This is a genomic window from Dokdonella sp., assembly GCF_019634845.1.
GTDB lineage: Bacteria > Pseudomonadota > Gammaproteobacteria > Xanthomonadales > Rhodanobacteraceae > Dokdonella_A.
Genome location: NZ_JAHCAQ010000001.1, coordinates 275073 through 299652, shown reverse-complemented (window position 1 = coordinate 299652; position 24580 = coordinate 275073). Strand labels below are relative to the sequence as shown.

15 protein-coding genes are annotated in these 24580 nt (G+C 69.2%); 9 read left to right on the top strand and 6 right to left on the bottom strand.

Going from position 1 to position 24580, the window contains the following annotated elements; genetic code table 11:
- Nucleotides 1-35: 35 nt before the first annotated feature.
- Nucleotides 36-1274 (bottom strand): flavodoxin-dependent (E)-4-hydroxy-3-methylbut-2-enyl-diphosphate synthase, encoded by a 1239-nt coding sequence (ispG, locus tag KF903_RS01305; protein ID WP_291209984.1) that lies wholly within the window; start codon nt 1272-1274, stop codon nt 36-38.
- A gap of 108 nt (nt 1275-1382) precedes the next feature.
- Here ispG and KF903_RS01300 point away from each other — a divergent pair, with 108 nt between their 5' ends.
- The 4 genes from KF903_RS01300 to KF903_RS01285 all read left to right on the top strand — a co-directional run bounded on the left by KF903_RS01300 (nt 1383) and on the right by KF903_RS01285 (nt 8745).
- A complete protein-coding gene (locus KF903_RS01300) occupies nt 1383-2792 on the top strand; it encodes a cardiolipin synthase B (RefSeq protein WP_291209983.1) in 1410 nt (469 codons plus the stop codon).
- 113 nt (nt 2793-2905) lie between these two features.
- A complete protein-coding gene (xseA, locus tag KF903_RS01295) occupies nt 2906-4273 on the top strand; it encodes an exodeoxyribonuclease VII large subunit (RefSeq protein ID WP_291209982.1) in 1368 nt (455 codons plus the stop codon).
- A 98-nt stretch (nt 4274-4371) separates the two neighbouring features.
- Entirely contained in the window at nt 4372-5799 is a 1428-nt protein-coding gene (locus KF903_RS01290) for an aldehyde dehydrogenase family protein (RefSeq protein ID WP_291209981.1), read from the top strand.
- Between the two features lie 156 nt (nt 5800-5955).
- Nucleotides 5956-8745 (top strand): DNA methyltransferase, encoded by a 2790-nt coding sequence (locus KF903_RS01285; protein WP_291209980.1) that lies wholly within the window; start codon nt 5956-5958, stop codon nt 8743-8745.
- An 11-nt stretch (nt 8746-8756) separates the two neighbouring features.
- Here KF903_RS01285 and KF903_RS01280 read toward each other — a convergent pair whose 3' ends face one another.
- Complete coding sequence (locus KF903_RS01280; RefSeq protein WP_291209979.1) at nt 8757-10220, bottom strand: wax ester/triacylglycerol synthase family O-acyltransferase; 1464 nt, start codon at nt 10218-10220, stop codon at nt 8757-8759.
- 264 nt (nt 10221-10484) lie between these two features.
- On the opposite strand from KF903_RS01280, the gene nhaD reads away from it, so the two are divergent.
- Nucleotides 10485-11876 (top strand): sodium:proton antiporter NhaD, encoded by a 1392-nt coding sequence (gene nhaD, locus KF903_RS01275; protein ID WP_291209978.1) that lies wholly within the window; start codon nt 10485-10487, stop codon nt 11874-11876.
- Between the two features lie 10 nt (nt 11877-11886).
- The gene (locus KF903_RS01270; protein ID WP_291209977.1) at nt 11887-13071 is read left to right on the top strand and encodes a cation:proton antiporter; all 1185 of its coding nucleotides are present in this window, start codon (nt 11887-11889) and stop codon (nt 13069-13071) included.
- 41 nt (nt 13072-13112) lie between these two features.
- Here the strand turns inward: KF903_RS01270 and KF903_RS01265 are convergent, their stop codons facing one another.
- Together KF903_RS01265 and KF903_RS01260 are read right to left on the bottom strand one after the other, a co-directional pair.
- Nucleotides 13113-14021, bottom strand: a complete 909-nt coding sequence (locus KF903_RS01265; RefSeq protein WP_291209976.1) for a cation diffusion facilitator family transporter — start codon at nt 14019-14021, stop codon at nt 13113-13115.
- Between the two features lie 67 nt (nt 14022-14088).
- Entirely contained in the window at nt 14089-14463 is a 375-nt protein-coding gene (locus KF903_RS01260; protein ID WP_291209975.1) for an MmcQ/YjbR family DNA-binding protein, read from the bottom strand.
- Between the two features lie 125 nt (nt 14464-14588).
- Between KF903_RS01260 and KF903_RS01255 the strand changes: the two genes are divergently transcribed.
- Nucleotides 14589-15152, top strand: a complete 564-nt coding sequence (locus KF903_RS01255) for a GNAT family N-acetyltransferase (protein WP_291209974.1) — start codon at nt 14589-14591, stop codon at nt 15150-15152.
- On the opposite strand, the gene KF903_RS01250 is transcribed toward KF903_RS01255, so the two are convergent.
- Nucleotides 15129-18260 carry an efflux RND transporter permease subunit gene (locus KF903_RS01250; RefSeq protein ID WP_291209972.1) on the bottom strand — a complete coding sequence of 1044 codons (3132 nt, stop codon included), beginning with the start codon at nt 18258-18260 and terminating at the stop codon, nt 15129-15131. The genes KF903_RS01255 and KF903_RS01250 overlap by 24 nt on opposite strands.
- Complete coding sequence (locus KF903_RS01245) at nt 18257-19282, bottom strand: efflux RND transporter periplasmic adaptor subunit (RefSeq protein ID WP_291209971.1); 1026 nt, start codon at nt 19280-19282, stop codon at nt 18257-18259. The genes KF903_RS01250 and KF903_RS01245 overlap by 4 nt, the downstream gene beginning before the upstream one ends.
- 291 nt (nt 19283-19573) lie before the next feature.
- Between KF903_RS01245 and mfd the strand changes: the two genes are divergently transcribed.
- Together mfd and KF903_RS01235 are read left to right on the top strand one after the other, a co-directional pair.
- Nucleotides 19574-23158: a transcription-repair coupling factor gene (gene mfd, locus KF903_RS01240; RefSeq protein ID WP_291209970.1), complete on the top strand. Its 3585-nt coding sequence runs from the start codon at nt 19574-19576 to the stop codon at nt 23156-23158.
- A 551-nt stretch (nt 23159-23709) separates the two neighbouring features.
- Nucleotides 23710-24579, top strand: coding sequence for an Hsp33 family molecular chaperone HslO (locus KF903_RS01235; RefSeq protein WP_291209968.1), 870 nt, complete (start codon nt 23710-23712; stop codon nt 24577-24579).
- Nucleotide 24580 lies beyond the last annotated feature (1 nt).

Sequence of the window (24580 nt, the reverse complement as noted above, 5' to 3'; positions counted from 1 at the left end):
CGGCGCCCTTGGTGCGCTGATCGCGCCGCCCGGCGCTACTGGCGCTGCGCGTAGCGCCGCGCGACGTAATCCTCGACGAGCGTGACGAATTCCTCGGCGATATGTTCGCCGCGCAGCGTCAGCGCCTTTTCGCCGTCGATGAACACCGGCGCCGCCGGCGCCTCGCCGGTGCCAGGCAGCGAGATGCCGATGTCGGCATGGCGCGATTCGCCTGGCCCGTTGACCACGCAGCCCATCACCGCGAGCGTGAGGTTTTCGACGCCGTCGTACTTGATGCGCCACTCGGGCATCTTCGCCCGCACATGGTCCTGCACGGTCTTGGCGATCTGCTGGAACAGCGTGCTGGTGGTGCGACCGCAACCCGGGCAGGCGGTGACCAGCGGTGTGAACGCGCGCAGGCCCATCGTCTGCAGCAGTTCCTGCGCGACGATGACCTCGCGCGTGCGCGACTCGCCCGGCTCGGGCGTGAGCGAGATGCGGATCGTGTCGCCGATGCCTTCCTGCAGCAGCACGGCCAGCGCCGCGCTCGAGGCGACGATGCCCTTGCTGCCCATGCCGGCTTCGGTCAGGCCCAGATGCAGCGCGTAGTCGCAGCGCGCGGCGAGATCGCGGTAGACCGCGATGAGCTCCTGCACACCCGACACCTTGCACGACAGGATGATGTGGTCGCGCGCCAGACCCAGTTCCTCGGCACGCGCGGCCGAATCGAGCGCCGAGCGGATCAGCGCCTCGCGCGCGACTCGCGCGGCGTCCCACGGTTCGGCGCGCGCGTGGTTGTCGTCCATCAGCGCGGCCAGCATGGCCTGGTCGAGCGAGCCCCAGTTGGCGCCGATGCGCACGGGCTTGTCGTTGCGCAGCGCGCTGTCGATGATGGCCGCGAACTGGGTGTCCTTCTTCTTGCCGAAGCCGACATTGCCGGGGTTGATGCGGTACTTGGCCAGCGCGCGGCCGCAGGCCGGTTCGCGTTCGAGCAACTGATGGCCGTTGTAGTGGAAATCACCGATCAACGGCACCGACACGCCCATCATGTCGAGCCGCTCGCGGATATGCGGCACGGCCGCCGCGGCCTCGTGGGTGTTGACCGTGACGCGCACCAGCTCGGAACCCGCGCGCGCGAGTTCGGCCACCTGGCGTGCGGTGGCGGCAACGTCGGCGGTATCGGTGTTGGTCATCGACTGCACCACGACCGGCGCGCTGCCACCGACCGTGATCCTGCCCACCACGACCGGCACGCTCGCGCGGCGCGCAATGCCACTGGAAACGGAAGGATTCATGTCGCGGGTGACTCCGGGAAACGGGTGGCCGCAGGGCGGCAGTCGCGCATTTTCGCACAATGGCCAACCGCACCGGCCCGGCAGCGTCGCCTTCGCTACACTGCCGCCATGCCCGACGCGCCGTTCCGCCCGAGTCCGCAACGCCAGCTCGCCGAGCAGGCCTTGAGCCGCGCCGCCGGCGCGCCGCTCGTTGCCGGCAACGCGCTCGACCTGCATGTCGACGCGGCCAGCGCCTACGCGGCCTGGCTGGCGGCGATCCGCAGCGCCACCGACCATATCCTGTTCGCCAACTACATCTTCCGCGACGACGACGTCGGCCGCGAGTTCGCCGCTGCCCTGGCCGAACGCGCGCGGGCCGGCGTGCGCGTCTGCGTCACGCGCGACTGGCTCGGCTGCCTCGGCCAGTCGGGCCTGCGCCTGTGGCGCGAACTGCTCGCCGCCGGCGGCGAGCTGCGCACCTACAATGCGCCGCGCCTGCTCAGCCCATTCGGCTGGCTCTCGCGCGACCACCGCAAGCTGCTCGTGATCGACCGCACGGTCGGCTTCGTCGGCGGCATCTGCGTCAGCGGCGCCTGGCTCGGTGACCCGGCGCGCGGCGTACCGGCATGGCGCGACAGCGCGGTGGCGATCCGTGGTCCCGCCGTCGACGAGCTCGTGCAGGCGTTCGCGGCCGTGTGGGCACAGATGGGCCCGGCCCTGCCCGACACGGTGCTGCAGGCGGCCACGCCGATCGCCGACGCGGGGACGGTCGACCTGCGCGTGGTGGCAGCCCTGCCCAACACGGCCGGCCTGTACCGACTCGACCAGCTCGTCGCCGGCATCGCGCGGCGCAACCTGTGGCTGGCCGATGCCTATTTCGTCGGCGTCGCGCCGTATGTGCAGGCACTGATCGCCGCGGCGCACGACGGCGTCGACGTGCGTCTGCTGGTGCCCGGTTCGAGCGACATCCCGGCGGTCGGCTCGGTGTCGCGGCTCGGCTACCGGCCGCTGCTCGAAGCCGGCATCCGCGTGTTCGAGTGGAATGGCTCGATGATGCATGCCAAGACCGCGGTGGCCGATTCGCGCTGGGCGCGCGTCGGTTCGACCAATCTCAACCTCGCCAGCTGGATCGGCAACTGCGAGATCGACGTGGCAGTCGAGGACGCCTCGTTCGCGCAACGAATGGAAGCGCAGTACGAGGACGACCTGGGCCATGCCACCGAAGTCGTGCTGCGCTCACCGCGGCCGCGCCGCCATGAAGGCGACGCCGAGCATGGCCGGCCGCAGGGCGGCAGCTCGGGCCGCGCCGCGGCGAGCGCGCTGCGCATCGCCAACTCGGTCGGCGCCGCCATCACCAATCGACGCCTGCTCGGCGCGGCCGAAGCGGCTCCGCTGCTGCTCGGCACGCTCGTCATCCTGCTGCTGTCGGTGGTTGCGCTGCTGTGGCCGCACCTGTTCGCCTGGCCGCTCGGCGTCCTCGGCCTGTGGACCACGCTCGCGCTGGCGGTGCGCCTCGTGCAGTTGCGGCGGCGCCACTGAACGCGGCATCAAGATACGCACAATCAATATCTTGCGGCATACAGTTGTGGTCGCGCCGAGGATCGCGCAGACTCGTTGTCCGCGCCGCATGCTGCCGCCGCGCGGCCATCACGATGCCGACGCCCGCCCCGCCACCTGTTGCCACCCGCGAGGTCTGGACTCCGACCGCGCTAGCGCGGCTCGTCCATGACCTGCTCGAGGACGCGCTGCCGCCGCTGTGGATCGAGGGCGAGATCTCCAATCTGTCGCGGCCGGCGTCGGGCCACCTGTACTTCACGCTCAAGGACGCCGCGGCGCAGATCCGCTGCGCGATGTTCCGCCCGCGCAGCAGCTCGCTGCGCTTCCGCCCCGGCGACGGCATGCGCGTGCTGGCACGCGCCCGCGTGAGCCTGTACGAGGCGCGCGGCGACTTCCAGCTCATCGTCGAATCGCTGGAGGAAGCCGGTACCGGCGCGCTGCAACGCCAGTTCGAGGAGCTCAAGGCGCGCCTTGGCGCCGAAGGCCTGTTCGATGCGGCGGCCAAGCGCGCACTGCCGCGCCTGCCACGCCGCATCGGCGTCATCACCTCGCCCAGCGGCGCCGCCGTCCGCGACGTGCTGAGCGTGCTGCGCCGGCGCTATCCGCTGGTCGAGGTCGACATCCTGCCGGTGCCGGTGCAGGGCAAGGAAGCGCCGCCAGCGATCGTCGCCATGCTCGCCGCGGCCTCGCGCGCGCGGCGCCACGACGTGCTGCTGCTCACGCGCGGTGGCGGTTCGCTCGAGGACCTGTGGGCGTTCAACGACGAAGCCGTGGCGCGCGCGATCCGCGCCAGCGCGATCGCCGTGGTCAGCGCCGTCGGCCACGAAACCGACTTCACGATCGCCGACTTTGCCGCCGACCTGCGCGCACCGACGCCGTCGGCCGCGGCCGAGCTGCTGGTTCCCGATCGCAACGACCTCGCGCGCACGCTGGGCCACCAGCGCAGGCGACTCGATCAGCTTTGGCAGCGCCGGTTCGACATGCGCAGCCAGCGCCTCGACCATCTGCTCGCGCGCCTCAACTCGCAGCGCCCGCAGGCCCGCCTCGCCCACGGCGAGCAGCGCCTGCACCAGCTCCACGCACGACTCGTGCGCAGCGCCCGGCATGCCCTCGAGCGTCGCCACGAACGCCTGGCCAACCTGCAGCGACGCCTGCACCTGCGCGCGCCGGCGACCCTGCTCGCGCAGCGCCACGAGCGCCTGCACCTGCTGGCACGTCGCCTGCGCGGCGCGCAGGCGCAGCAGCTCGAACGCGCCATGGCGCGTCTGGGCCAGCTCGCCCGCGCGCTGCACGCGGTCAGTCCGCTGGCCACCCTCGAGCGCGGTTACGCCATCCTGCTCGATGGCGACAGCGGCCGCCTCGTGCACAGCATCGCGCAGGTCACGCCCGGCCAGCGCCTGCGCGCGCGGCTCGCCGACGGCGAGCTGCCGCTGCGCGTCGAACCGCGGCCGCCTGTGCGATAGCGGCACCCGGCGATACGCGCGCCGTTGCGCGCCACGTTCAGCGCAGCGCTCCACCCATTGCGCGACCATGGTGCGTCGTCGCTGCGGTGGAGGCCGCCATGTCCACGTCCCGCCTGCCCTACTATCTCGCCAACACGGCGCAAGCTCCGAACCATGACCTCGCCGTGCTCGACAAATACAGCGGCGAGGTCGCCGCCGAGGTCGCAGTGGCCGACGCAGCCGCGATCGAGGCCGCGATCGCCGCCGCCAGCGCCGCGCAGGCGGCGATGCGCGCGCTCAAGCCGCATGCACGGCAGGCCATCCTGCAGCACTGCATCACGCGCTTGCGCGAGCGTTTCGACGAGCTCGCACTGACGCTTTGCATCGAAGCCGGCAAGCCGATCCGCGATGCCGAGGGCGAGGTCACGCGGCTCATCGACACCTTCGGCATCGCCGCCGAGGAAACCCTGCGCATCGACGGCCAGATGCCCAACCTCGAGATCAGCCCGCGCACGGCCGGCTATCGCGGCTTCGTGCGGCGCGTACCGATCGGCGCCTGCTCGTTCATCACGCCGTTCAACTTTCCGCTCAACCTCGTCGCGCACAAGGTCGCGCCGGCGATCGCGGCGGGCTGCCCGTTCGTTCTCAAGCCGTCGGAGAAGACGCCGCTCGGCGCGCTCATCATCGGCCAGATCCTCGCCGAAACCGACCTGCCACGCGGCGCGTTCTCGATCCTGCCGTGCCGCATCGAGGATGCCGACCCGTTCGTCAGCGACGAGCGCCTGCGCCTGCTGTCATTCACCGGCGGCCAGGTCGGCTGGCAGCTCAAGGCGCGCGCCGGGCGCAAGAAAGTCGTGCTCGAACTGGGCGGCAACGCAGCCTGCATCGTCGACGGCGACCAGCGCGACAAGCTCGACGCGATCGTCGAGCGGCTCATCCTCGGCGCCTACTACCAGTCGGGCCAGAGCTGCATCAAGGTGCAGCGCATCTTCGTCCACGCCTCGCTCCACGCCCAGTTGCGCGAACGCTTCGTGGCGGCGGCGCGCGCGCTGCGCTGCGGCGACCCCAGGTCGCGCGACACCTTCCTCGGCCCGGTCATCGATGCCGCCGCCGCGCAGCGCCTCGAGCAGTGGATCGCCGAGGCCGTGGCCGCCGGCGCGCGGCTGCTGTGCGGTGGCACGCGCCAGGGCAACATGCTCGCGGCGACCGTGCTCGAGCACGTGCCCGACGACGCCAGGCTCAATCGCCTCGAGGTGTTCGGCCCGGTGGCGCTGCTGTCGGCCTTCGATGATTTCGACGCGGCACTCGCGCGCGTCAACGACTCCGACTACGGCCTGCAGGCCGGCGTGTTCACCGACTCGCTCGCACACACGCTGCGTGCCTGGGACGAACTCGAAGTCGGCGGCGTCATCATCAACGACATCCCGAGCTTCCGCGTCGACAACATGCCCTACGGCGGCGTCAAACTGTCGGGCCTGGGCCGCGAAGGCATCCGCTGCGCGATCGCCGACATGACCGAACCACGCCTGTTGGTGGTGCGCGGCTGACAGCCGATCCTTTTCGCTCGGCGGCGGAAACCGGCCCCTGCCGAACGCGGCGCAGGCCGCCGCGAAACGCCCGACGAGGCAAGCGCCGCGTGCCTGCAGGAGGCCGCCCGCGGCGATGCCGCCAGCAGCTATGCTGTGCAGCCAAAGGGGGCCGACATGCCGTTGAGTCTCAACGTAATCAGGGAGCGCGCCCGCGCCTTCGCCCGAGAGTGGACCGGCGAATCGAGCGAGCGCGCCGAGGCGCAGAGTTTCTGGAATGCGTTCTTCAACGTCTTCGGCGTCAACCGCCGCCGCGTCGCCGTGTTCGAGCAGAAGGCCCAGCGCTTCACCGGCAGCCAGCATGGCCGCATCGACGTATTCTGGCCCGGTGTGCTGCTGATCGAACACAAGAGCCAGGGCCGCGACCTCGACGCCGCCTACGCCCAGGCAACCGACTACTTCGCCGGCCTCAAAGACAGGGAGCTCCCCCGCTACATTCTGGTCTCCGACTTCCAGCGCTTTCGCCTGCACGATCTGGAAAGCGGCGAGCGCAGCGAATTTCCGCTGGCCGAGTTGCACAAGGAAATTGTCCGCTTTGGCTTCATCAGCGGCTACCAGACCCGCACCTACAAGGAAGAAGACCCGGTCAACGTGCAGGCCGCCGAGCGCATGGGCAAGCTGCACGACGCCCTCAAGGCCGCCGGCTACGATGGCCACGCGCTCGAACTGCTGCTGGTGCGGCTGCTGTTCTGCCTGTTCGCCGACGACACCGGCATCTTCCCGCGCCAAGCCTTCCACGACCTCATCGCGCAGCGCACTTCGGAAGATGGCGCAGACCTCGGCCTGTGGATCGGCCGCCTGTTCCAGGTATTGAACACACCCGACGACAAACGCCAGACCACGCTCGACGAGCAACTGGCCGAACTGCCCTATGTCAACGGCAAATTGTTCGAGGAACCTTTGCCGCTGGCCGACTTCAACGCGCAGATGCGCGGCCTGCTGCTCGACGCCAGCCAGCTTGACTGGAGCCGCATCAGCCCCGCCATCTTCGGCTCGATGTTCCAGTCGGTGATGGACGCCAAGGCCCGCCGCAACCTGGGCGCGCACTACACCAGCGAAAAGAACATCCTCAAATTGATCGGCCCGCTGTTCCTCGATGGCCTCAAGGCCGAGCTGGACAAGGCCGGCAACGATGAGAAGAAGCTGGCGCAACTGCACCGCAAGCTGGCCACGCTGAAGTTTCTCGACCCCGCCTGCGGCTGCGGCAATTTCCTCATCATCGCCTACCGCGAATTGCGCCAGCTGGAGCTGGAGGTGCTGACCCGCCAGTTTGCCCGCCAGGGCTCGGTGCTGGTGCAGGTGCAGGATCACGTACTGGTCGACGTGGATCAGTTCCACGGCATCGAGGTCGAGGAGTTCCCGGCGCAGATCGCGCAGGTGGCGATGTGGCTGATGGACCACCAGATGAACCAGCGCGTGTCGGCGCAGTTCGGCGAGAACATCACCCGCCTGCCGCTGAAGAAGTCCGCGACCATCGTGCATGGCAATGCGCTGCGGATCGACTGGAACGATGTTGTTCCGGCGCTGGCGTTGGATTACATCCTCGGGAATCCGCCGTTTATCGGCTCCAAGCTGATGAGTGCCGACCAGCGCGAGGATTTGCTGGCCGTGGCCGGCAATCTGAAAGGCGCAGGTGTGCTGGATTTCGTCAGCGCGTGGTACTTGAAAGCCGCGCAGTTCATTGAAGGCAAGGCGACTCGCTGCGCCTTCGTGTCCACCAATTCCATCTGCCAGGGCGAACAGGTCGGCATTCTCTGGGGCGAAATGCTGGCGCGTGGCATGCGCATTTTCTTCGCCCATCGCACCTTCCGCTGGAACAACGAGGCACGCGGCGTGGCGGCGGTGCATTGCGTGATCGTGGGCTTTGCGCAGGGCGAGATCACGCCCAAGCGCTTGTTCGACTATCAGGACATCGCCGGCCAACCGCATGAAGTGGTGGCAGGCAATATCAATCCGTATCTGGTGGATGCGGTGGATGTGTTGCTGCCAAACCGCAGCAAGCCGATCTGCGATGTGCCGGAGATCGGCATTGGCAACAAGCCCATCGACGGCGGCAACTATCTGTTCACCACCGAAGAGCGTGACGCCTTTATTGCCATCGAACCTGCGGCGGAAAAATGGTTCCGGCGCTGGCTTGGATCAGATGAGTTCATCAACGGCTGGGAGCGCTGGTGCCTGTGGCTGGGCGATTGCCCGCCGCACGAACTGCGTGCCATGCCCGAGGCATTGAAGCGGGTGGAAGCGGTACGCGCCTTGCGCAAGGCGGGCAAAAGCGCACCAACGCAAAAACTGGCGGATACGCCGACGCGGTTCCATGTGGAGAACATTCCAGATGACAACTATCTGGTGATTCCGGAAGTGTCATCGGAACGACGCGATTTCATACCCATTGGATTTATGTCGCCAGATACGCTGTGCAGCAATCTCGTGAAGATTGTTTCGCATGCCACATTGCATGATTTTGGTGTTGTCACGTCCACCATGCACATGGCCTGGGTGCGCACTGTTTGCGGCCGCCTGAAAAGCGACTACCGCTACTCCGCCGGCATCGTCTACAACAACTTCCCCTGGCCCGAACTGGGCGACGACGGCAAACACCGCGCCGTCATCGAGGCTGCCGCGCAAGCCGTGCTCGACGCCCGCACCCAATTCCCCGATGCCACCCTCGCCGACCTCTACAACCCGCTAACCATGCCCCCGGTGCTGGTGAAAGCCCACGCCGCGCTGGACAAAGCCGTGGACGCCGCCTACCTCGCCGCCGAAAAATCCGCCGGCCGCAAACCGCCCAAACTCACCACCGACGCCGAGCGCGTGGCCTTTCTGTTCGAACGCTACCAGGCGCTGACCGAGCTGCTGCCGGCGCCCGCGCCGAGGCGCGCGCGCAAGGCGTCGCGCGCGCCGGGCTGAGCCGCGCCGGACTAGAGGTAGCGCGCCAGCGTCGAGGCGGCATCACCTGCGCCGAATTCCTCGCCCCAGTCCTCCATCAGCGCGATCAGCATGAGCTTTTCGAACTCGGCGCCGAAGCGCGCCACGATCGCGTCGGGGTTGCGGATGCTGCGGTGGTCGGCGATGAGGCCGAAATGGACGTGGCCGTTGTAGCTGAGGATCGACAGGCCCAGGCCGATCGAGCCGGTCTGCGGCACCCAGAACATGAGCTCGCGCACTTCGACGCCGGCCATGAACAGGGGCTGCTGCGGGCCGGGCACATTGGTGGCGACGGCGCTGGCCTTGCGGCTGAACAGCGCGAGTGCCGGCTCCTGCAGCGGCGCGGGCGCCATGCCGAGCGCGGCCAGCAGCCCGAACGCGACCACGGCCTGGCGGCGTCCCTTGAGGTCGCGCATGCAGGCCGCCACGCGTTCGAGCCGGCGCAGTGGATTGGGCTCGCCGATCGGCAGGTCGAGGAACACGAGGCCGAAGTGGTTGCCGAGCTTCCTGGCATGTTCGAGCGGGCGCAGGTTGACCGGCACCGTGGCGCGGATGGTCAGGCCGTCGATGTCCTCGCCGATGTCGCGCAGGTAACCCCGCAGCGCGCCGGCGGCGCAGGCCAGCAGCACGTCGTTGACCGTGCAGCCGAGCGCCTTGCCGAGCACCTTGACCTCATCGAGCGGCAACGGCTCGGCCCAGGCCACGCGCTTGGCCACGCCGAGGCGTCCCTTGAGCGCGGTCCTGGGGTCATCGGGCAGCGTCACGGTCACTGCGAGTTCGCGCGTGATCTCGCTGCCCTCGTGGGCAAACTCGGCCGCGATCGACGGATCGGCCAGCATCTGCGCCAACGTCTGCCAGGTCTTCTCGCCGGCGGCGAGCACCTTCTGCAGGCCGCCCTGCATCGGTTCGAGCAGCCGTTCGAGCACGCTGCCGCGGTCGCGCTTGAGCCAGGTCCGCGCCAGCTCGGCCTTCGCCTCGGGCTGCGGCGCGGTGTCGGTGAGCGAGAGCAGCACCTGCACCAATGCGAGACCATCGGCATAGCAATGGTGGATGCGCGCGACCAGCGCCCCGCCGCCGCGATAGTTCTCGATGACATGGAACTGCCACAGCGGCTTGGACTGGTCCAGCGGGCTCGAGGCCAGGTCGCTGACGAAGTCCTGCAACTCGCGCTTGTCGGCGGCGCCGGGCAGCGCCGCCACGCGCACATGCCAATCGATGTCGAAGTCCGGGTCGATCTCCCAATGCGCGCCGTTGACGCCGAGCACGGGGCGCTGGCGAAAGCGCCGATAGGCGAGAAAACGCTCGGCCAACAGGGCCTTGATGGCGACCGGATCGAGTGGCCCGGCGAACATGAGCACGCCGGTGATCATCATGCGGTTGGTCGGCCGCTCCATGCGCAGCCACGCGGTGTCGACCTTGGACATCGCTTCGCGCGAGCTGGCAAATACATCCTGCATGGGGCTGTTCCGGGCGACCTGGTTGCCTAGCATTGGCGCGGAGCGGTGAAAAACGCAACCACGCCGGGGCGCGCAGGCGGCGCCCGCGCTGTTACCCTAGGGCTGCTCCGCCGCCGTCCACCCGCGCGCGCCGCGCGGCGATCGGCCGGCACACCGCCGCGCCGTGCCGGTGGCCGCACGCCGAATGGCCACCTGCGCGAAACGGCCGGTGCTGTGGATGGAGCCGCCCTTGCGTTGCCCGGAAATCCCGATGGAGAACCCACGATGCGTGTCCGCCTGGCGTTGCTGCTGAGTCTGTTTGCCCCCGCGGCCCGGGCCGATGGCGGCGCGATCAGCCTCGACCTCGTCAACCATCCGGTCGGCTGGATCGCGCTGGCGCTGTTCGTGCTCGCCTACGCGGTGGTCATTGCCGAGGAGCGCATCCACATTGCCAAGTCCAAGCCGGTCATGCTGGCGGGCGGCATCATGTGGGGCCTGCTGGCCTGGTGGACGATCCACGCCGGCGGCGATGCGGCACCCGTGCACGAGGCGTTCAAGGCCATGTTCCTCGAATACGCCGAGGTGTTCTTCTTCCTCGTGGTGGCGATGACCTATGTCACCGCGATCGGCGAGCGCGGCGTGTTCGATGCCCTGCGCGACTGGCTCGTGCAGCGCCGGCTCGGTTACCGGCCGCTGTTCTGGATCACGGGCCTGCTCGCGTTCCTGACCTCGCCCGTGCTCGACAACCTCACCACGGCGCTGGTGATGTCGGCCGTCGTGCTGGCGGTCGGTGGCGACAACCGGCGCTTCGTCACGCTGGCCTGCATCAACCTCGTGGTGGCCGCCAATGCGGGTGGCGCCTGGAGCGCGTTCGGCGACATCACGACGCTGATGGTGTGGCAGGCACAGAAGGTGCAGTTCACCGAATTCTTCGCGATCTTCGTGCCGTCGCTCGTCAACTGGCTGGTGCCGGCCGCGTTCATGCATTTCGCGGTGCCGCAGGGCCACCCGCACGCGCCGGCGCAGCGCAGCCCGATCAAGATCGGCGGGCTCGGCATCTGCGTCGCCTTCGCGGCCACGATCGCGATCACGGTGGCTGGGCGCCAGTGGCTCGACATGCCCGCGGCCTGGGGCATGCTGACCGGACTGGCCCTGCTCAACCTCGTCGCCACGCGCATCGAGCGCCGCGAGTTGCGTTACGCCTTCGCCAACGGCATCGAGAACCCGTCGCGCTACTCGATCTTCCGCATCATCGCCAACGCCGAGTGGGATACGTTGCTGTTCTTCTATGGCGTGTTCGCCTGTGTCGGCGCGCTCGCCGCGATCGGCTATCTCGAACTGGCCTCGCACGGGCTTTACGGCACGCTCGGCCATACCGGCGCCAATACCGCGATCGGGCTGCTGTCGGCGGTGGTGGACAACATCCCGATCATGTTCGCCGTGCTCAAGATGAATCCGCCGATGGATCACGGGCAATGGTTGCTGGTCACGCTGACCGCCGGTGTCGGCGGCAGCCTGCTGTCGATCGGCTCGGCCGCCGGGGTGGCGCTGATGGGAGCCTCGCGCGGTGCCTACACCTTCAACGCCCATCTGCGCTGGATCGTGCCGATCGCAGTGGGCTACGCCGCCAGCATCGCCTGCCACCTGTGGCTCAACGCACGTCATTTCACCCCCTGAGGGCCGCCGAATGCACCACGCCGCCGACATCCTGCTGGCATTGTTCGTGATCTTCGTCGCCGCGCAGGTCGGCGCCGAGCTGGCACAGCGCCTGCGCCTGCCGGGCGTGGTCGGCGAAATCCTCGCCGGCTGCGCGATTGGCCCTTCGGCGCTGGGTTGGATCAGGTTCGACGAGCTTGCCGCGGGCACCCCGCTCGACCTGCTGGCCGAGCTCGGCGTGGTGTTCCTGCTGTTCGCGGTCGGACTCGAAACACGGCTGGACGACCTCAAGAAGGTCGGCCGCAGTGCGCTGCTGGTGGGCGTGCTCGGCGTGCTGCTGCCCTTCGTCTGCGGCGCGCTGTGGGCGCACGGCAGCGGCCTGGACTGGGTCAAGTCGATGTTCGTCGCCGCCGCGTTCGTCGCGACCTCGGCCGGCATCACCGCGCGCGTGCTGCAGGAGCTGGGCGTGCTCGACCGCATCGAGAGCCGCGTGATCCTCGGCGCCGCCGTGATCGACGACATCCTCGCGATGCTGCTGCTGGGCATGGTGACTTCGCTGCAGGAGGACGGCGGCATCGACCTTGCCGGCCTCGGCCTGGTGCTGGTGCAGGCGCTGGGCTTCGTCGCCATCATCGGCTGGGTCGGCACGCGCGTGATGCGCAAGCGCGGCGACTGGCTCGACCGCCCGATCAACCCGCTGTCGCCGCTGACGATCGCGCTCGCGATCTGCCTGGGCCTGGCCTGGCTGTCGACCGGCTTCGGTCTCGCCGCGATCATCGGCGCCTTCCTCGCCGGCATGATCGCCTCGGAAATCCCGCGCCGTGACGAACTCGAACACCAGATGCAGCCGCTGCTGGCGTTGCTCACGCCGTTCTTCTTCGTGCTCACCGGCGCCAAGATCGATCTTGCCGTGTTCGCCAGCGGCAGCGCGCTGTGGATGCTCACGATCGCCAGCCTCATCGCGATCGCCACCAAATTCGTCGGCGGGGCACTCGGTGCGCTCGCGCTCGGCCGCCGCGGCGCGGCGATCGTCGGCGTCGGCATGGTGCCGCGCGGCGAAGTCGGCGTGGTGATCGCAAGCCTCGGCCTCGCCGCAGGCGTGTTCTCGGGCGAGCTCTACGCCGTCATCGTCGCGATGTCGCTGCTCACCGCGATCGTCACGCCGCCACTGCTGGCGCTGCTATTGCGCGGCCACCGCGCCGGTGCAACGGACTGAGCGTGGCGTACCCGCACGGGTGGCACCGGGCCTGACGCGGCTCAATCGGCGATATCGGGCTCGAAGAATGACCAGCGCACCTGGGCGAAGCGCGCCTTCAGGTCGCGTTCCACCGCATTGATCGCGGCGATCAGCTCGTCGCCGCTGGCAGCGCCCTGCATGCGCGCCTTGATCGCCACCATCACGTCGGGACCGAGCTGCAGCGTGATGAGGCGATAGACCTCGGCGATTTCGTCGCGCGCGTCGAGGAACGCCCGCAGGTCCCGCCGCAGTTCGGCGTCGGCGCTCTGCCCGATCAGCAGTGCCTTGACCTCGATCGCGATGAAGATCGCGACCAGCACCAGCAGCACGCCGATCGCGAGCGTGCCCGCGGCGTCGTAGAGCGGATTGCCGGTGATCGCGGTGAGGCTCACCGCTGCGAGTGCGAAGCTCAGGCCGCACAAGGCGGCGAAATCCTCGCCGAACACGACGATGAGCTCGCTCTGGCGGCTGTCGCGGAACCAGCGCCACAGGCTCTTGTCGCCACGCGCCTTGTTGACCTCGCGCAGGCAGCCCCACATCGACAGGCTCTCGGCGACGACACCGAAGCCGAGCACGCCGATCGCAAGCCACGGCCAGCGCAACGGCTCGGGATGCGAGAGCTTGTGCAGACCTTCCCAGATCGAGAACGCGCCGCCGACCGAGAACAGCAGCAGCGCGACGAGGAACGACCAGAAGTACACGGCCTTGCCCTCGCCGAGCGGATGCTCCTCGGAAGCGGCACGCCGCGCGCTGCGCAGTCCGAGCAGCAGCAACAGCTGGTTGGCGCAGTCGGCCAGCGAATGCACGGCCTCGGCAAACATCGCGCCCGAACCGGTGGCGGCGGCGGCCCCGGCCTTGGTGAGGAAGATCGCGAAATTGGCACCGAGCGCGTAGAAGATCGTCTTGAGCGAATCGGCCTGGGTCGACATGGGACAGGGGCTGGCAGGGGGAATGGGGACGTCGGCGCCGCAAGCGCGGCGCGCATCGTGGCAGGTTTCACGACGCGTCGAGTGCGTCCTGGGTCTTCTTCGGCAGCGTGGCCCGCACGAGGTCGTAGGAACCGCGTACCCAGGCCGCAAGATCGGCGGTCGAGAACCGCTCGGGCTCGGTCACGCTGATCCAGAACATGCTGCCGGTGTAGGGCGCCGGCATCATGCCCGGTCGGCCGCTGAGCGCGGCGTACTGCTCGGGTTCGACCTTGAACGACAGCCGGCCGCGGTCGGGGCCGAGCGTGCACAGGGCGACGAACATCTTGCCGGCCACGCTCCACACCAGGTCCACTTCCCACTTGATCGCGCGCGTCGCGCCGGGCCAGCGCGCGCACAGGTCGTCCAGATCGGCATCACGCATGCCGCTTGCTTGGTGGCTCATGTCGTCCCCAACCCAGTGGGTCGCGCCGCCCCCGGCGATGCGCGAACCCCGCCATTATGCGCCACGCGCGACGCTGGCGTCGCGCCGTGGCATGCTGGCGGCCTGTTTGACCGCCGCTGCCGCGCATGTCGACGCCGCGCCCGCCCGCCGCCACCCGCCGCTCGCCCACGCGCGGCCGTGCGTTCCGCGCGCGTGACGGCCGCCTCTACCGCCTGCGCGCGATCCACCCGAGCGACGTGCCGGCCCTGCAACGCGCTTTCCAGCGCCTCGACCCCGAGCAGGTGCGCCAGCGCACGTTTCACCGCATCAATGAGCTGTCGCTGGAGGCGGCCACGCGCTTCGCCACCGTCGATCCCGCCGTCGGCGCCGCCTATGTGGTGCTCGACGAGGACGGCGAGATCCGCGGCGAGGCGCGCTTCTTCGTCGATGCGGTCGGCAGTGGCGCCGAGTTCGCCGTGATCACCGACCCGACCCTGGCCGGACATGGCCTCGGGCGCGCGCTCATGCATCGGCTCGTGCGCGAGGCGCGGCAGCGCGGCGTCGCCAGCCTGTGGGGTACGGTGCTGGCGCAGAACACGCAGATGCTCGAGTTCTCGCGGCGCTTGGGCGCCACCCGCGAGGCGAGTGAGGACGAACCCGGCGTGGTGCGCGTGCGCTTCGACCTGTCACACCGCCTGCGCCGGCGCTGAGGCGCGGGCGCGGCGCCCACGCAGCCGCTCCTGCAGGCGCTCGAAATACAGGTAGATCACCGGCGTGATGTAGAGCGTGAGGAGCTGCGAGGTGACGAGGCCGCCGACCACCGCGAGGCCGAGTGGTCGCCGCGCCTCGGCGCCGGCGCCGACGCCGAGCGCGATCGGCAGCGTGCCCATCAGCGCGGCGAACGTCGTCATCATGATCGGCCGGAAGCGGATCACGCTGGCATCGACGATCGCGTGGCGCGCATCCTCGCCCGCGCGCTGCCTGTCGAGTGCGAAGTCGATCATCATGATCGCGTTCTTCTTGACGATGCCGATCAGCATGATGAGCCCGACCGCGCCGTACAGGTCGAGCTCGCGGCCGAACACGAGCAGCGTGAGCAGGGCGCCGAACACGGCCGTGGGCAGGCCCGACAGGATCGTCAACGGGTGGATGAAGCTCTCGTAGAGGATGCCGAGCACGAGGTAAATCACGAACACGGCCAGCAACAGCAGCATGCCCATGCCCGCCACCGAGGCCTGGAACGACTGCGCGGTACCCTGCAGCGAAGCACTGATCGTCTCGGGCAGCTTGAGTTCGGCCACCACGCGGTCGATCGTCGCCACCGCATCGCTCAGCGCCATGCCGGGCTCGAGATTGAATGACACCGTGGTCGCCGGCACCTGGCCGAGGTGGTTGATCGTGGCGGCGCCGACCGACTGGCCGGTGCGCGTCACCGCCGACAGCGGCACGAGCTGCGCCGGGGGTACGGCCCCGGCGGCACCGCCCGGCGCCTGCGTCGGCGTCAGGTAGATCGACGACAGCACCGCGGGGTCGGCCTGCAGCTGCGGATCGACCTGCATCAGCACCCAGAACTGGTCGGAGTCGGTGTAGATCGTCGACACCTGGGCCGGACCGAAGGCCTGGTACAGCGCGGTCTCGATCGCCTGCGGCGTCACGCCGTAGGCCGCCGCCGCGTCGCGGTCGATCGTCACGTCGAGCTGCGGATTGGCGATGAGCATGTCGCTGCTCACATCGAGGAATCCGCGCTGCCTGGCCAGCGCGGCGACCACGCGCGGCGTCCACTCGAACAGCTGGCGCGTGTCGGTGTCCTGCAGCGCAAACTGGTAGACGCTGTTGGTCGGGCGGCCGCCGATGCGGATCAGCGGCAGGTTTTGCGGAAACGCCTGCAGACCGGGAATGCCCTGCAGCTTGGGGCGCAGCCGCTGCACCACCGCATCGGCACCGAGCCGCTGCCCCATCGGCTTGAGATTGACGATGAGCCGGCCCTGGTTGAGCGCGCCGCCGCCAAAGCCGGCACCGACGAAGGCCATCACGTAGGCGACATTGGGATCGGCGCGGATGATGTCGATCGCCGCGCGCTGCTTTTCGAGCATGGCCTCGAAGCCGATGTCCTGCGCGCCCTGGGTGGAAACGAAGATCTGGCCGGTGTCGTCGTTGGGCAGGAAGCCCTTGGGCACCCGCACGATGAGCACCCCGGTGGCGATGATCAGCGCGAGGAACAGGCCGAGCACCGCGCGCGGATGGTTCACGCAGGCCTCGAGCGTGTGGCGGTAGCCGGCTTGCACGCGCTCGTAGGCGCGCTCGCTCCACTGGTATAGCGGGCCGTGACGAATCGACTGTGGCGCCTGCAGCCAGCGGCTGCACAGCATCGGCGTCAGCGTCAGCGACACCAGGCCCGACACCAGCACCGCGGCAACGATCGTCACCGAGAACTCGCGCAGCAAGCGCCCGATGATGCCGCCCATGAACACCACCGGGATGAACACCGCGGCCAGTGACAGCGTCATCGACACGATCGTGAAGCCGACTTCGCGTGCGCCGTCGAGCGTCGCGCGCAGCCGATCCTTGCCCATCTCCATGTGGCGGGCGATGTTCTCGAGCATGACGATCGCGTCGTCCACCACGAAGCCGACCGCCAGCGTCAACGCCATCAGCGACAGGTTGTCGATCGAGAAATCGAATGCGTACATCACCGCGAACGTGCCGACGATCGACATCGGCAGCGCGAGCGAAGGAATCAGCGTGGCCGACAGATTGCGCAGGAACAGGAAGATCACCAGCACCACCAGCGCCAACGCCAGCATGAGGCTGAACTTCACCTCGTCGACGGACTCGCGGATGCTCTGCGAGCGGTCGTACATGATCTCCAGTTTCGCGCCCGCGGGCAGCGTGCGCTCGAAGCCCGGCAACAGCGCGCGGATGTCGTCGACGACCTGGATCGTGTTGGCGCCGGGCTGCTTCTGCACCGCCAGCACGATGCCGCGCTCGCCGTTGAGCAGCGCACCGCCCTTGTCGTTCTGCACGCCGTCGTAGACCCGCGCCACGTCGCGCAGCCGCACCGGCGCGCCATCGCGATAACTGACGATGAGCTCGCCGAACGCAGCCGCGTCGTGCATCTGGCCATCGACCATGACGTTGTAGACGCGGTCGGGACCATACAGCGTGCCGGTCGGCAGGTTGACGTTGCCGCGACCGACCGCGCCGGCGATGGTGTCGATGCCCAGGCCACGCGCGGCCAGCGCATGCGGGTCGAGATCGATGCGCACCGCATACTTCTGTGAACCCCACACATTGACCTGGGCCACGCCGCCGACCATCGAGATGCGCTGCGCCAGCGTGTTCTCGGCGTACTCGTTGAGTGCCGACAGGCGCATCGTGCTCGAAGTGAACGCGATGAAGAAGATCGGCGATTCGGCCGGATTGACCTTGCGCAGCGTCGGCGGCGAGGTCATCTGCGGCGGCAACTGGCGCAGGGCCGAGGAAATGGCCGCCTGCACATCCTGCGCGGCGGCATCGATGTTGCGGTCGAGCGCGAACTGCAGCGTGATGTTGGTCGAGCCCAGCGAGCTCTGCGAGGTCATCGAGTCGATCGCGGGGATCGTCGAAAACTGCTTTTCGAGCGGTGTTGCCACCGCCGACGCCATCGTCGCCGGCGAGGCGCCGGGCAGGCTCGCATTGACCGAGATCGTCGGGAAGTCGACGTTGGGCAGCGCGGCCACCGGCAACGCGCGATAGCCGACGATGCCGAACACGACGATGCCGAGCATGACCAGCGTGGTCATGACCGGGCGCCGCACGAACAGCGCGGAGATGTTCACGGCCGCGAATCTGCCGCGCTGGCAGCGTCCGCATCGAATTTCAGCTCGCTGCCGTCCTGCACCCGCGACTGGCCATCGAGCACCACGAGGTCGCCATCGGCGACGCCCTGTTCGATGATCGCGACACCCTCGTGCACGCGCGCCACCGTGACCGGCCGCTGCAGCGCGCTGCGATCGGGCCGCACCAGATACACGTAGCTGCCGTGCGGACCGTTCTGCACGGCCTTGGCCGGCAGCACCACGGCGTTGGCATCATGGCCCAGCGTGAGTTCGACGCTGACGAGCTGGCCCGGCCACAGCACATGGCCCGCGTTGGCGAACTCGCCGCGCAGGCGGATCGTGCCGCTGGCACTGTCGACCGCATTGTCGACGAAGGCCAGGTGCCCCTCGACCGGCGGCGCAATGCCGGGCGCGCTCGCCAGCACGAGCAGCGGCGCGGCCTGCTGCGCCGCCAGCACGCGGCCCACCTGGCTGCCCGGCAGGGCGAAGCTGACGTAAATCGGTTCGATCTGGTTGAGCGTGACCAGGGCCGTGCTGTCGTTGGCCTTGACGAGATTGCCGGGCTGCACGGCGATGCGACCGAGGCGGCCGGCCATCGGTGCATGGATCTGCGTGTAGCCGAGCGTCAGGCGCGCCGCCTCGAGGTTGGCTTCGTCGACCTTGACCGCCGCCTGCGCCACACCGAGATTGGTGCGGTACTGCTCCATCTGATCGGCCGAGAGATAGCCCTTGGCCGCGACGTCGCGGTAGCGTTCGACCTGCGAGCGCGCCTGCACCAGCGTGGCGCGATCACGCGCGAGCGCCGCCTGCGCCTGCTGCAGCGCGGCCTGTGCCGGACGCGGATCGATGCGGAACAGGAGCTGGCCCGCCGCCACCTCGGCGCCATCGCCGACCAGCGCCTCGAGCAACTGGCCGTCGACGCGCGACTTGACCGCGACCGCATTGATCGCCTCCACCGTGCCGGGTGCGCTGACCACGATCGGCAGGTCGCGCGTGACCGCGCGCGTGACCGTGACGGGCACGGAGGCAGTCCGGGGCGGCGCCCTCTCGCGCGAACAGGCCGCCAGCGCCCACAGCGCCACGGCACAGGTGCACAGCTGCCAACGCCTGGACCTCATGCCCGGCCCGCTCCTCGTCGTTGCATTGCGCCATTCTCGCCGATTGCGGCGATCGCTTCGCCGCGCGTGGCGTAAACGCGCGGTAAAGGCCAGCCGCCGGCGCCCGCGCTTACGCTGCGCGCGGGCGACCGGCTAAAATGCCGGTTTGGCTCGCCTTGTCGCGGCGCGCGGAATGTCCCGCCGCGGCACCCATCGATGAACTCGCCCCTGCTCCAGCCACCGCTACCGACCTCGCCCCGGCAACGCCGCCAGTGGCTCGCGCCGCATGGCTCGGCACTCGCGCTCGCGCTCGCACGCGCCGGCAGCGCGCGCGACGGGCTCATCGTCGTGGTCACGCGCGACACCCATGCCGCCCATGCACTCGAAGCCGAGATCGCGGTATTCGCCGGCAGCGGGCTCGAGGTATTGCAGTTTCCCGACTGGGAAACACTGCCCTACGACCTGTTCTCGCCGCATGCCGACATCGTCTCGCAGCGCGTGGCGACGCTGTACCGCCTGCCGGCGCTCAGGCGCGGCGTGCTCGTGGTGCCGGCGGCGACGCTGATGCAGCGCCTCGCACCGCGCAGCTACCTGGCGGCATCGAGCCTCATGCTCGGCGTGCGCGAGCGCCTCGACCTCGGCACCGAGCAGCGCCGCCTCGCCGCGGCCGGCTATCGCAACGTGCCGCAGGTCAACGAGCCGGGCGACTTCGCGATCCGCGGCGCCTTGCTCGACCTCTACCCGATGGGCAGCCCCACGCCCTACCGCATCGAGCTGTTCGACGAGGAAATCGAGTCGATCCGCAGTTTCGATCCCGAGACACAGCGCTCGCAGCACAAGGTCGACACCGTGCGCCTGCTGCCCGCGCGCGAGTTCCCGCTGACCGAGGACTCGGCCAAGGCCTTCCGCAACACGCTGCGCGAGCGCTTTGCGCTCGATCCGCGGCGCTGTCCGCTCTACCAGGACATCAAGGAAGGCGGTGCGCCGGCCGGCATCGAGTACTACCTGCCGCTGTTCTTCGAGCATACCGAGACGCTGTTCGACTACCTGCCCGGCGAGGCGCTGTTCGTGCTCGGCGCCGGCGCACTCGAGGCCAGCGAGGGCTTCTGGACACAGACCACCACGCGCTACGAGCAACGGGCGCACGACCTCGAGCGCCCGGTACTGCCGCCCGGCGAGCTGTACCTGCCACCGCAGCAACTGCGCGAACGGCTCAACGCCGCGCTGCGCGTCGACGTGATCGCACGCGCCGGCGACGATGCCGCCGTCGCCACCGCGCAGGGCGCGCATGCGACCGATCTGGGCACCCAGCCGGCACCGATGCTGCCGCTCAATCGCAAGGGCGAGGAACCCGGCGTGGCGCTGCGGCAATTCCTCGCCGCCTACCCCGGCCGCGTACTGCTCGCGGTTGATTCGCCCGGACGCCGCGAGGCGCTCATCGAGCAGCTGGCGCAGGCGCAGTTGCGACCGATGCCGGTCGTCTCGTGGCGCGACTTCGTCGCGGACACCGCCGCCGTCCAGCCCGACCACGCCGCGCGCCCGGGGCTTGCGGCTGCGGAGCCGACCGCGGCGCCATCGGCATCGCCCGGCGCCGGGCAGCGCTTCGGTATCACGGTGGCGCCGCTCGAGCAGGGCTTTGCGCTGTCCCAGCCCGCGCTCACGGTGCTCACCGAACGTGAGCTCTACGGCGAGCGCGCGCAACAGGCGCGGCGCCGCAAGCGTGCCGCGCGCGACCCCGAGGCGGTGCTGCGCGACCTGGCGGAGCTGTCGATCGGGGCGCCGATCGTGCACGTCGATCACGGCGTGGGGCGCTACCAGGGCCTCATCAAGCTCGATGTCGGCGGCCGCCAGCAATACGGCGAGGAGCCGGCCGAGTTCCTCGCCATCGAATACGCCAAGGGCGACAAGCTCTACGTGCCGGTCGCCCAACTGCACCTCGTGTCGCGCTACTCGGGCACGGCGCCCGAGCTGGCGCCGCTGCACGCGCTCGGCGGCGACGCCTGGGAGCGCGCGCGCAAGAAGGCTGCGCAGAAGGTGCGCGACGCCGCTGCCGAGCTGCTCGCGATCTACGCCCAGCGCGAAGCCCGCCGCGGCGTGGCGCTGCCGATCGACCGTGCGCTCATCGAGCAGTTCGGCGCCACCTTCCCGTTCGAGGAAACGCCCGACCAGAGCGCCGCGATCGCCGCCGTGCTCGATGATCTGGCCTCGCCGCGACCGATGGACCGCGTGGTTTGCGGCGACGTCGGCTTCGGCAAGACCGAGGTGGCGCTGCGCGCGGCCTTCGCCACCGCCACGGCCGGCCGCCAGGTGGCGGTGCTGGCACCGACCACGCTGCTGGCGCAGCAGCACTACCAGAACTTCCGCGACCGTTTCGCCGACTGGCCGGTCCGCGTCGAGGTACTGTCGCGTTTCAAGTCGCCGCGCGACATGCGCACCGCGCTCGACCGTCTCGCCGCCGGCGAGGTCGACGTGATGATCGGCACCCACAAGCTCGTGCAGGACGAGGTGCGCTTCAAGGACCTGGGCCTGGTCGTGATCGACGAGGAGCAGCGTTTCGGCGTACGCCAGAAGGAGGCGCTCAAGAAGCTGCGCGCCGAAGTCGACGTGCTCACGCTCACCGCCACACCGATCCCGCGCACGCTCAACCTCGCGATGACCGGACTGCGCGACCTGTCGATCATCGCCACGCCGCCGGCCAATCGCCTCGCGGTGCAGACCTTCATCGGCCCCTACGACAGCGCCACGATCCGCGAGGCCATGCAACGCGAGCACGCGCGCGGTGGCCAGGTCTACTTCGTCCACAACGACGTGGAGACGATCGAAAGGACCGCGCGCGAACTGGCCGAGCTCATGCCCGAGGCGCGCATCCGCTACGCCCACGGCCAGATGCCCGACAAGGATCTCGAGCAGATCATGCTCGACTTCTACCGCCAGCGCTTCAACGTGCTGGTGGCGACCACGATCATCGAATCGGGCATCGACGTACCCAGCGCCAACACGATCATCATCAACCGCGCCGACCGCTTCGGCCTGGCCCAGCTCCACCAGTTGCGTGGCCGCGTCGGTCGCTCGCATCACCGCGCCTATGCCTACCTCATGGTGCCCGAGGGTCGCGCGATCACCGCCGATGCCGAGAAGCGCCTCGAGGCGCTGGCCTCGCTTGACGAACTCGGCGCCGGCTTCACGCTGGCCACCCATGACCTGGAGATCCGCGGCGCCGGCGAGCTGCTCGGCGAGGAACAATCGGGCCAGATCGAGGAAGTCGGCTTTGCGCTCTACACCGAAATGCTCGATCGCGCGGTCCGCGCGCTGAAAACCGGCAAGGTGCCCGACTTCGAGCTCACCAGCAGCAACGAGGCCGACATCGCGCTCAACATCCCCGCGCTCATCCCCGACGACTACCTGCCCGACGTCAACACGCGGCTGACGCTGTACAAACGCATCGCCAGCGCGCGCAACGATGAGGAGCTGCGCGGACTGCAAGTGGAGATGGTCGACCGTTTCGGCCTGCTGCCCGATGCGGTCAAGCAACTGTTCGCGGTCACCTCGCTCAAGCTCGCGGCGACGCCGCTGGGCATCCGCAAGCTCGAACTCGGCGCGCAGGGCGGTCGCGTGATCTTCCAGCCGCAACCGGCGATCGAACCGCTGGCGGTGATCCGCTTGATCCAGTCGCAGCCGCGCGTATACGCACTCGACGGCCCCGACAAGCTCAAATTCAGGATGCCGCTCGAAGGCAGCGCCGAACGCCTGCGCGCCGCCACCGACCTGCTGCGCACGCTCGGCGCACGGGTGGCGGCCTGAGGTCGCGCCGCTTCCGCCGGTGCCGCCAGTCTGCGTTCAGGGCGGCAGCGCAAGCAGCGCGGCCAGACGCGCCCGCGCATCGTCGATGATCAGGGCCGGCGCGCGCTCGCTGCGCCGCGCCTTGCGTGCCACGAAGTCGAGCATGCGGATCGTGTCGAGCAGGGCAACGTCGCCACCACCAGGCTTCGTTGCCGACCGCCGGCGCGCCGTCCCACAGCCGCCTGTCCGCCGGCGGTTCGGCCTTGGGATCGCACGGCGCGATGAGCTTGGCCAGCGTGTAGTTGCGGCTCGGCGCAAGCACGATACGTCCGTGCGCGTTGGTCTCCAGCGCCATGGCCTGACCCGCCGCCAGGCCGAGTTCCCTGAGCAACGCCGACGGCAGTACCGCGACCGTGCTGTTGCCGTATTTGCGCAGTACCACGTGCATGCGCTCGCCTCGAAACCAGCCGTCGTCGAGGCCAAGGGCCGGTCACTCGAATCGTCAGGCATCGTTGAACGGAACCGACCACGCCATTGCAACCACCCCCGCGCGTCCCCATACACTGCGCCCCATGAAAGACGCCCTCTCCCGCTTCCAGCTCGACCGCGCCGGCGTGCGCGGCGCCCACGTCCGCCTCGATGCCGCCTGGCAGGAACTGCGCAGTCACGGCGACTATGCCGGCGCGCTCGGTGAACTGCTCGGCCAGGCGCTGGCGGCGAGCGCGCTGTTCACGAGTTCGATCAAGTTCGACGGCCGGCTGTCGGTGCAGCTGCAGGACAGCGGCGCGCTCAAGCTGTTGTTCGCCGAGTGCAGCCACGACGGCCGCGTGCGCGGCATCGCCCGCATGACGGCGCCGGCGAGCGCGCACGAGGCGCGCGTGGAACCACAGGCGCGGCTGGCCATCACGATCGAGAACCAGACGACCCAGGCGCGCTACCAGGGCATCGTGCCGGTCGAGGGCGGCGATCTGGCGCAGGCGTTCGAGCACTATTTCGTGCGCTCCGAACAACTGCCCACGCGCATCATGCTCGTGCAGCAAGGCGATCACTGCGCCGGCCTGCTGCTGCAGCAGGTCGCGGCGGCCGGCGGTGGCGGCGTGCGTGACGCCGACGGCTGGAACCGCGTCAACCACCTGCTGGCCACGCTCGGCAGCGACGAGCTCGCGCGCGTGCCGGTTGCGACATTGCTGCTGCGTCTGTTCCACGAGGAGGACGTACGCCTGCAGGAACCGCAACCACTGGCCTTCGGCTGCAGTTGTTCGCGGCAGCGCGTGGCCGACATGCTGCACTCGCTCGGTGAGGCCGAATGTGCGGCGGCGCTGGCCGAACAGGGCTCGCTGCAGGTGGATTGCGAGTTCTGCAATCGCCGTTACGTGTTCGATTCCGACGAGGTGGCCATGCTGTTCGCGAGTGAACCACCGGCCGCGACGACGCGGCATTGAG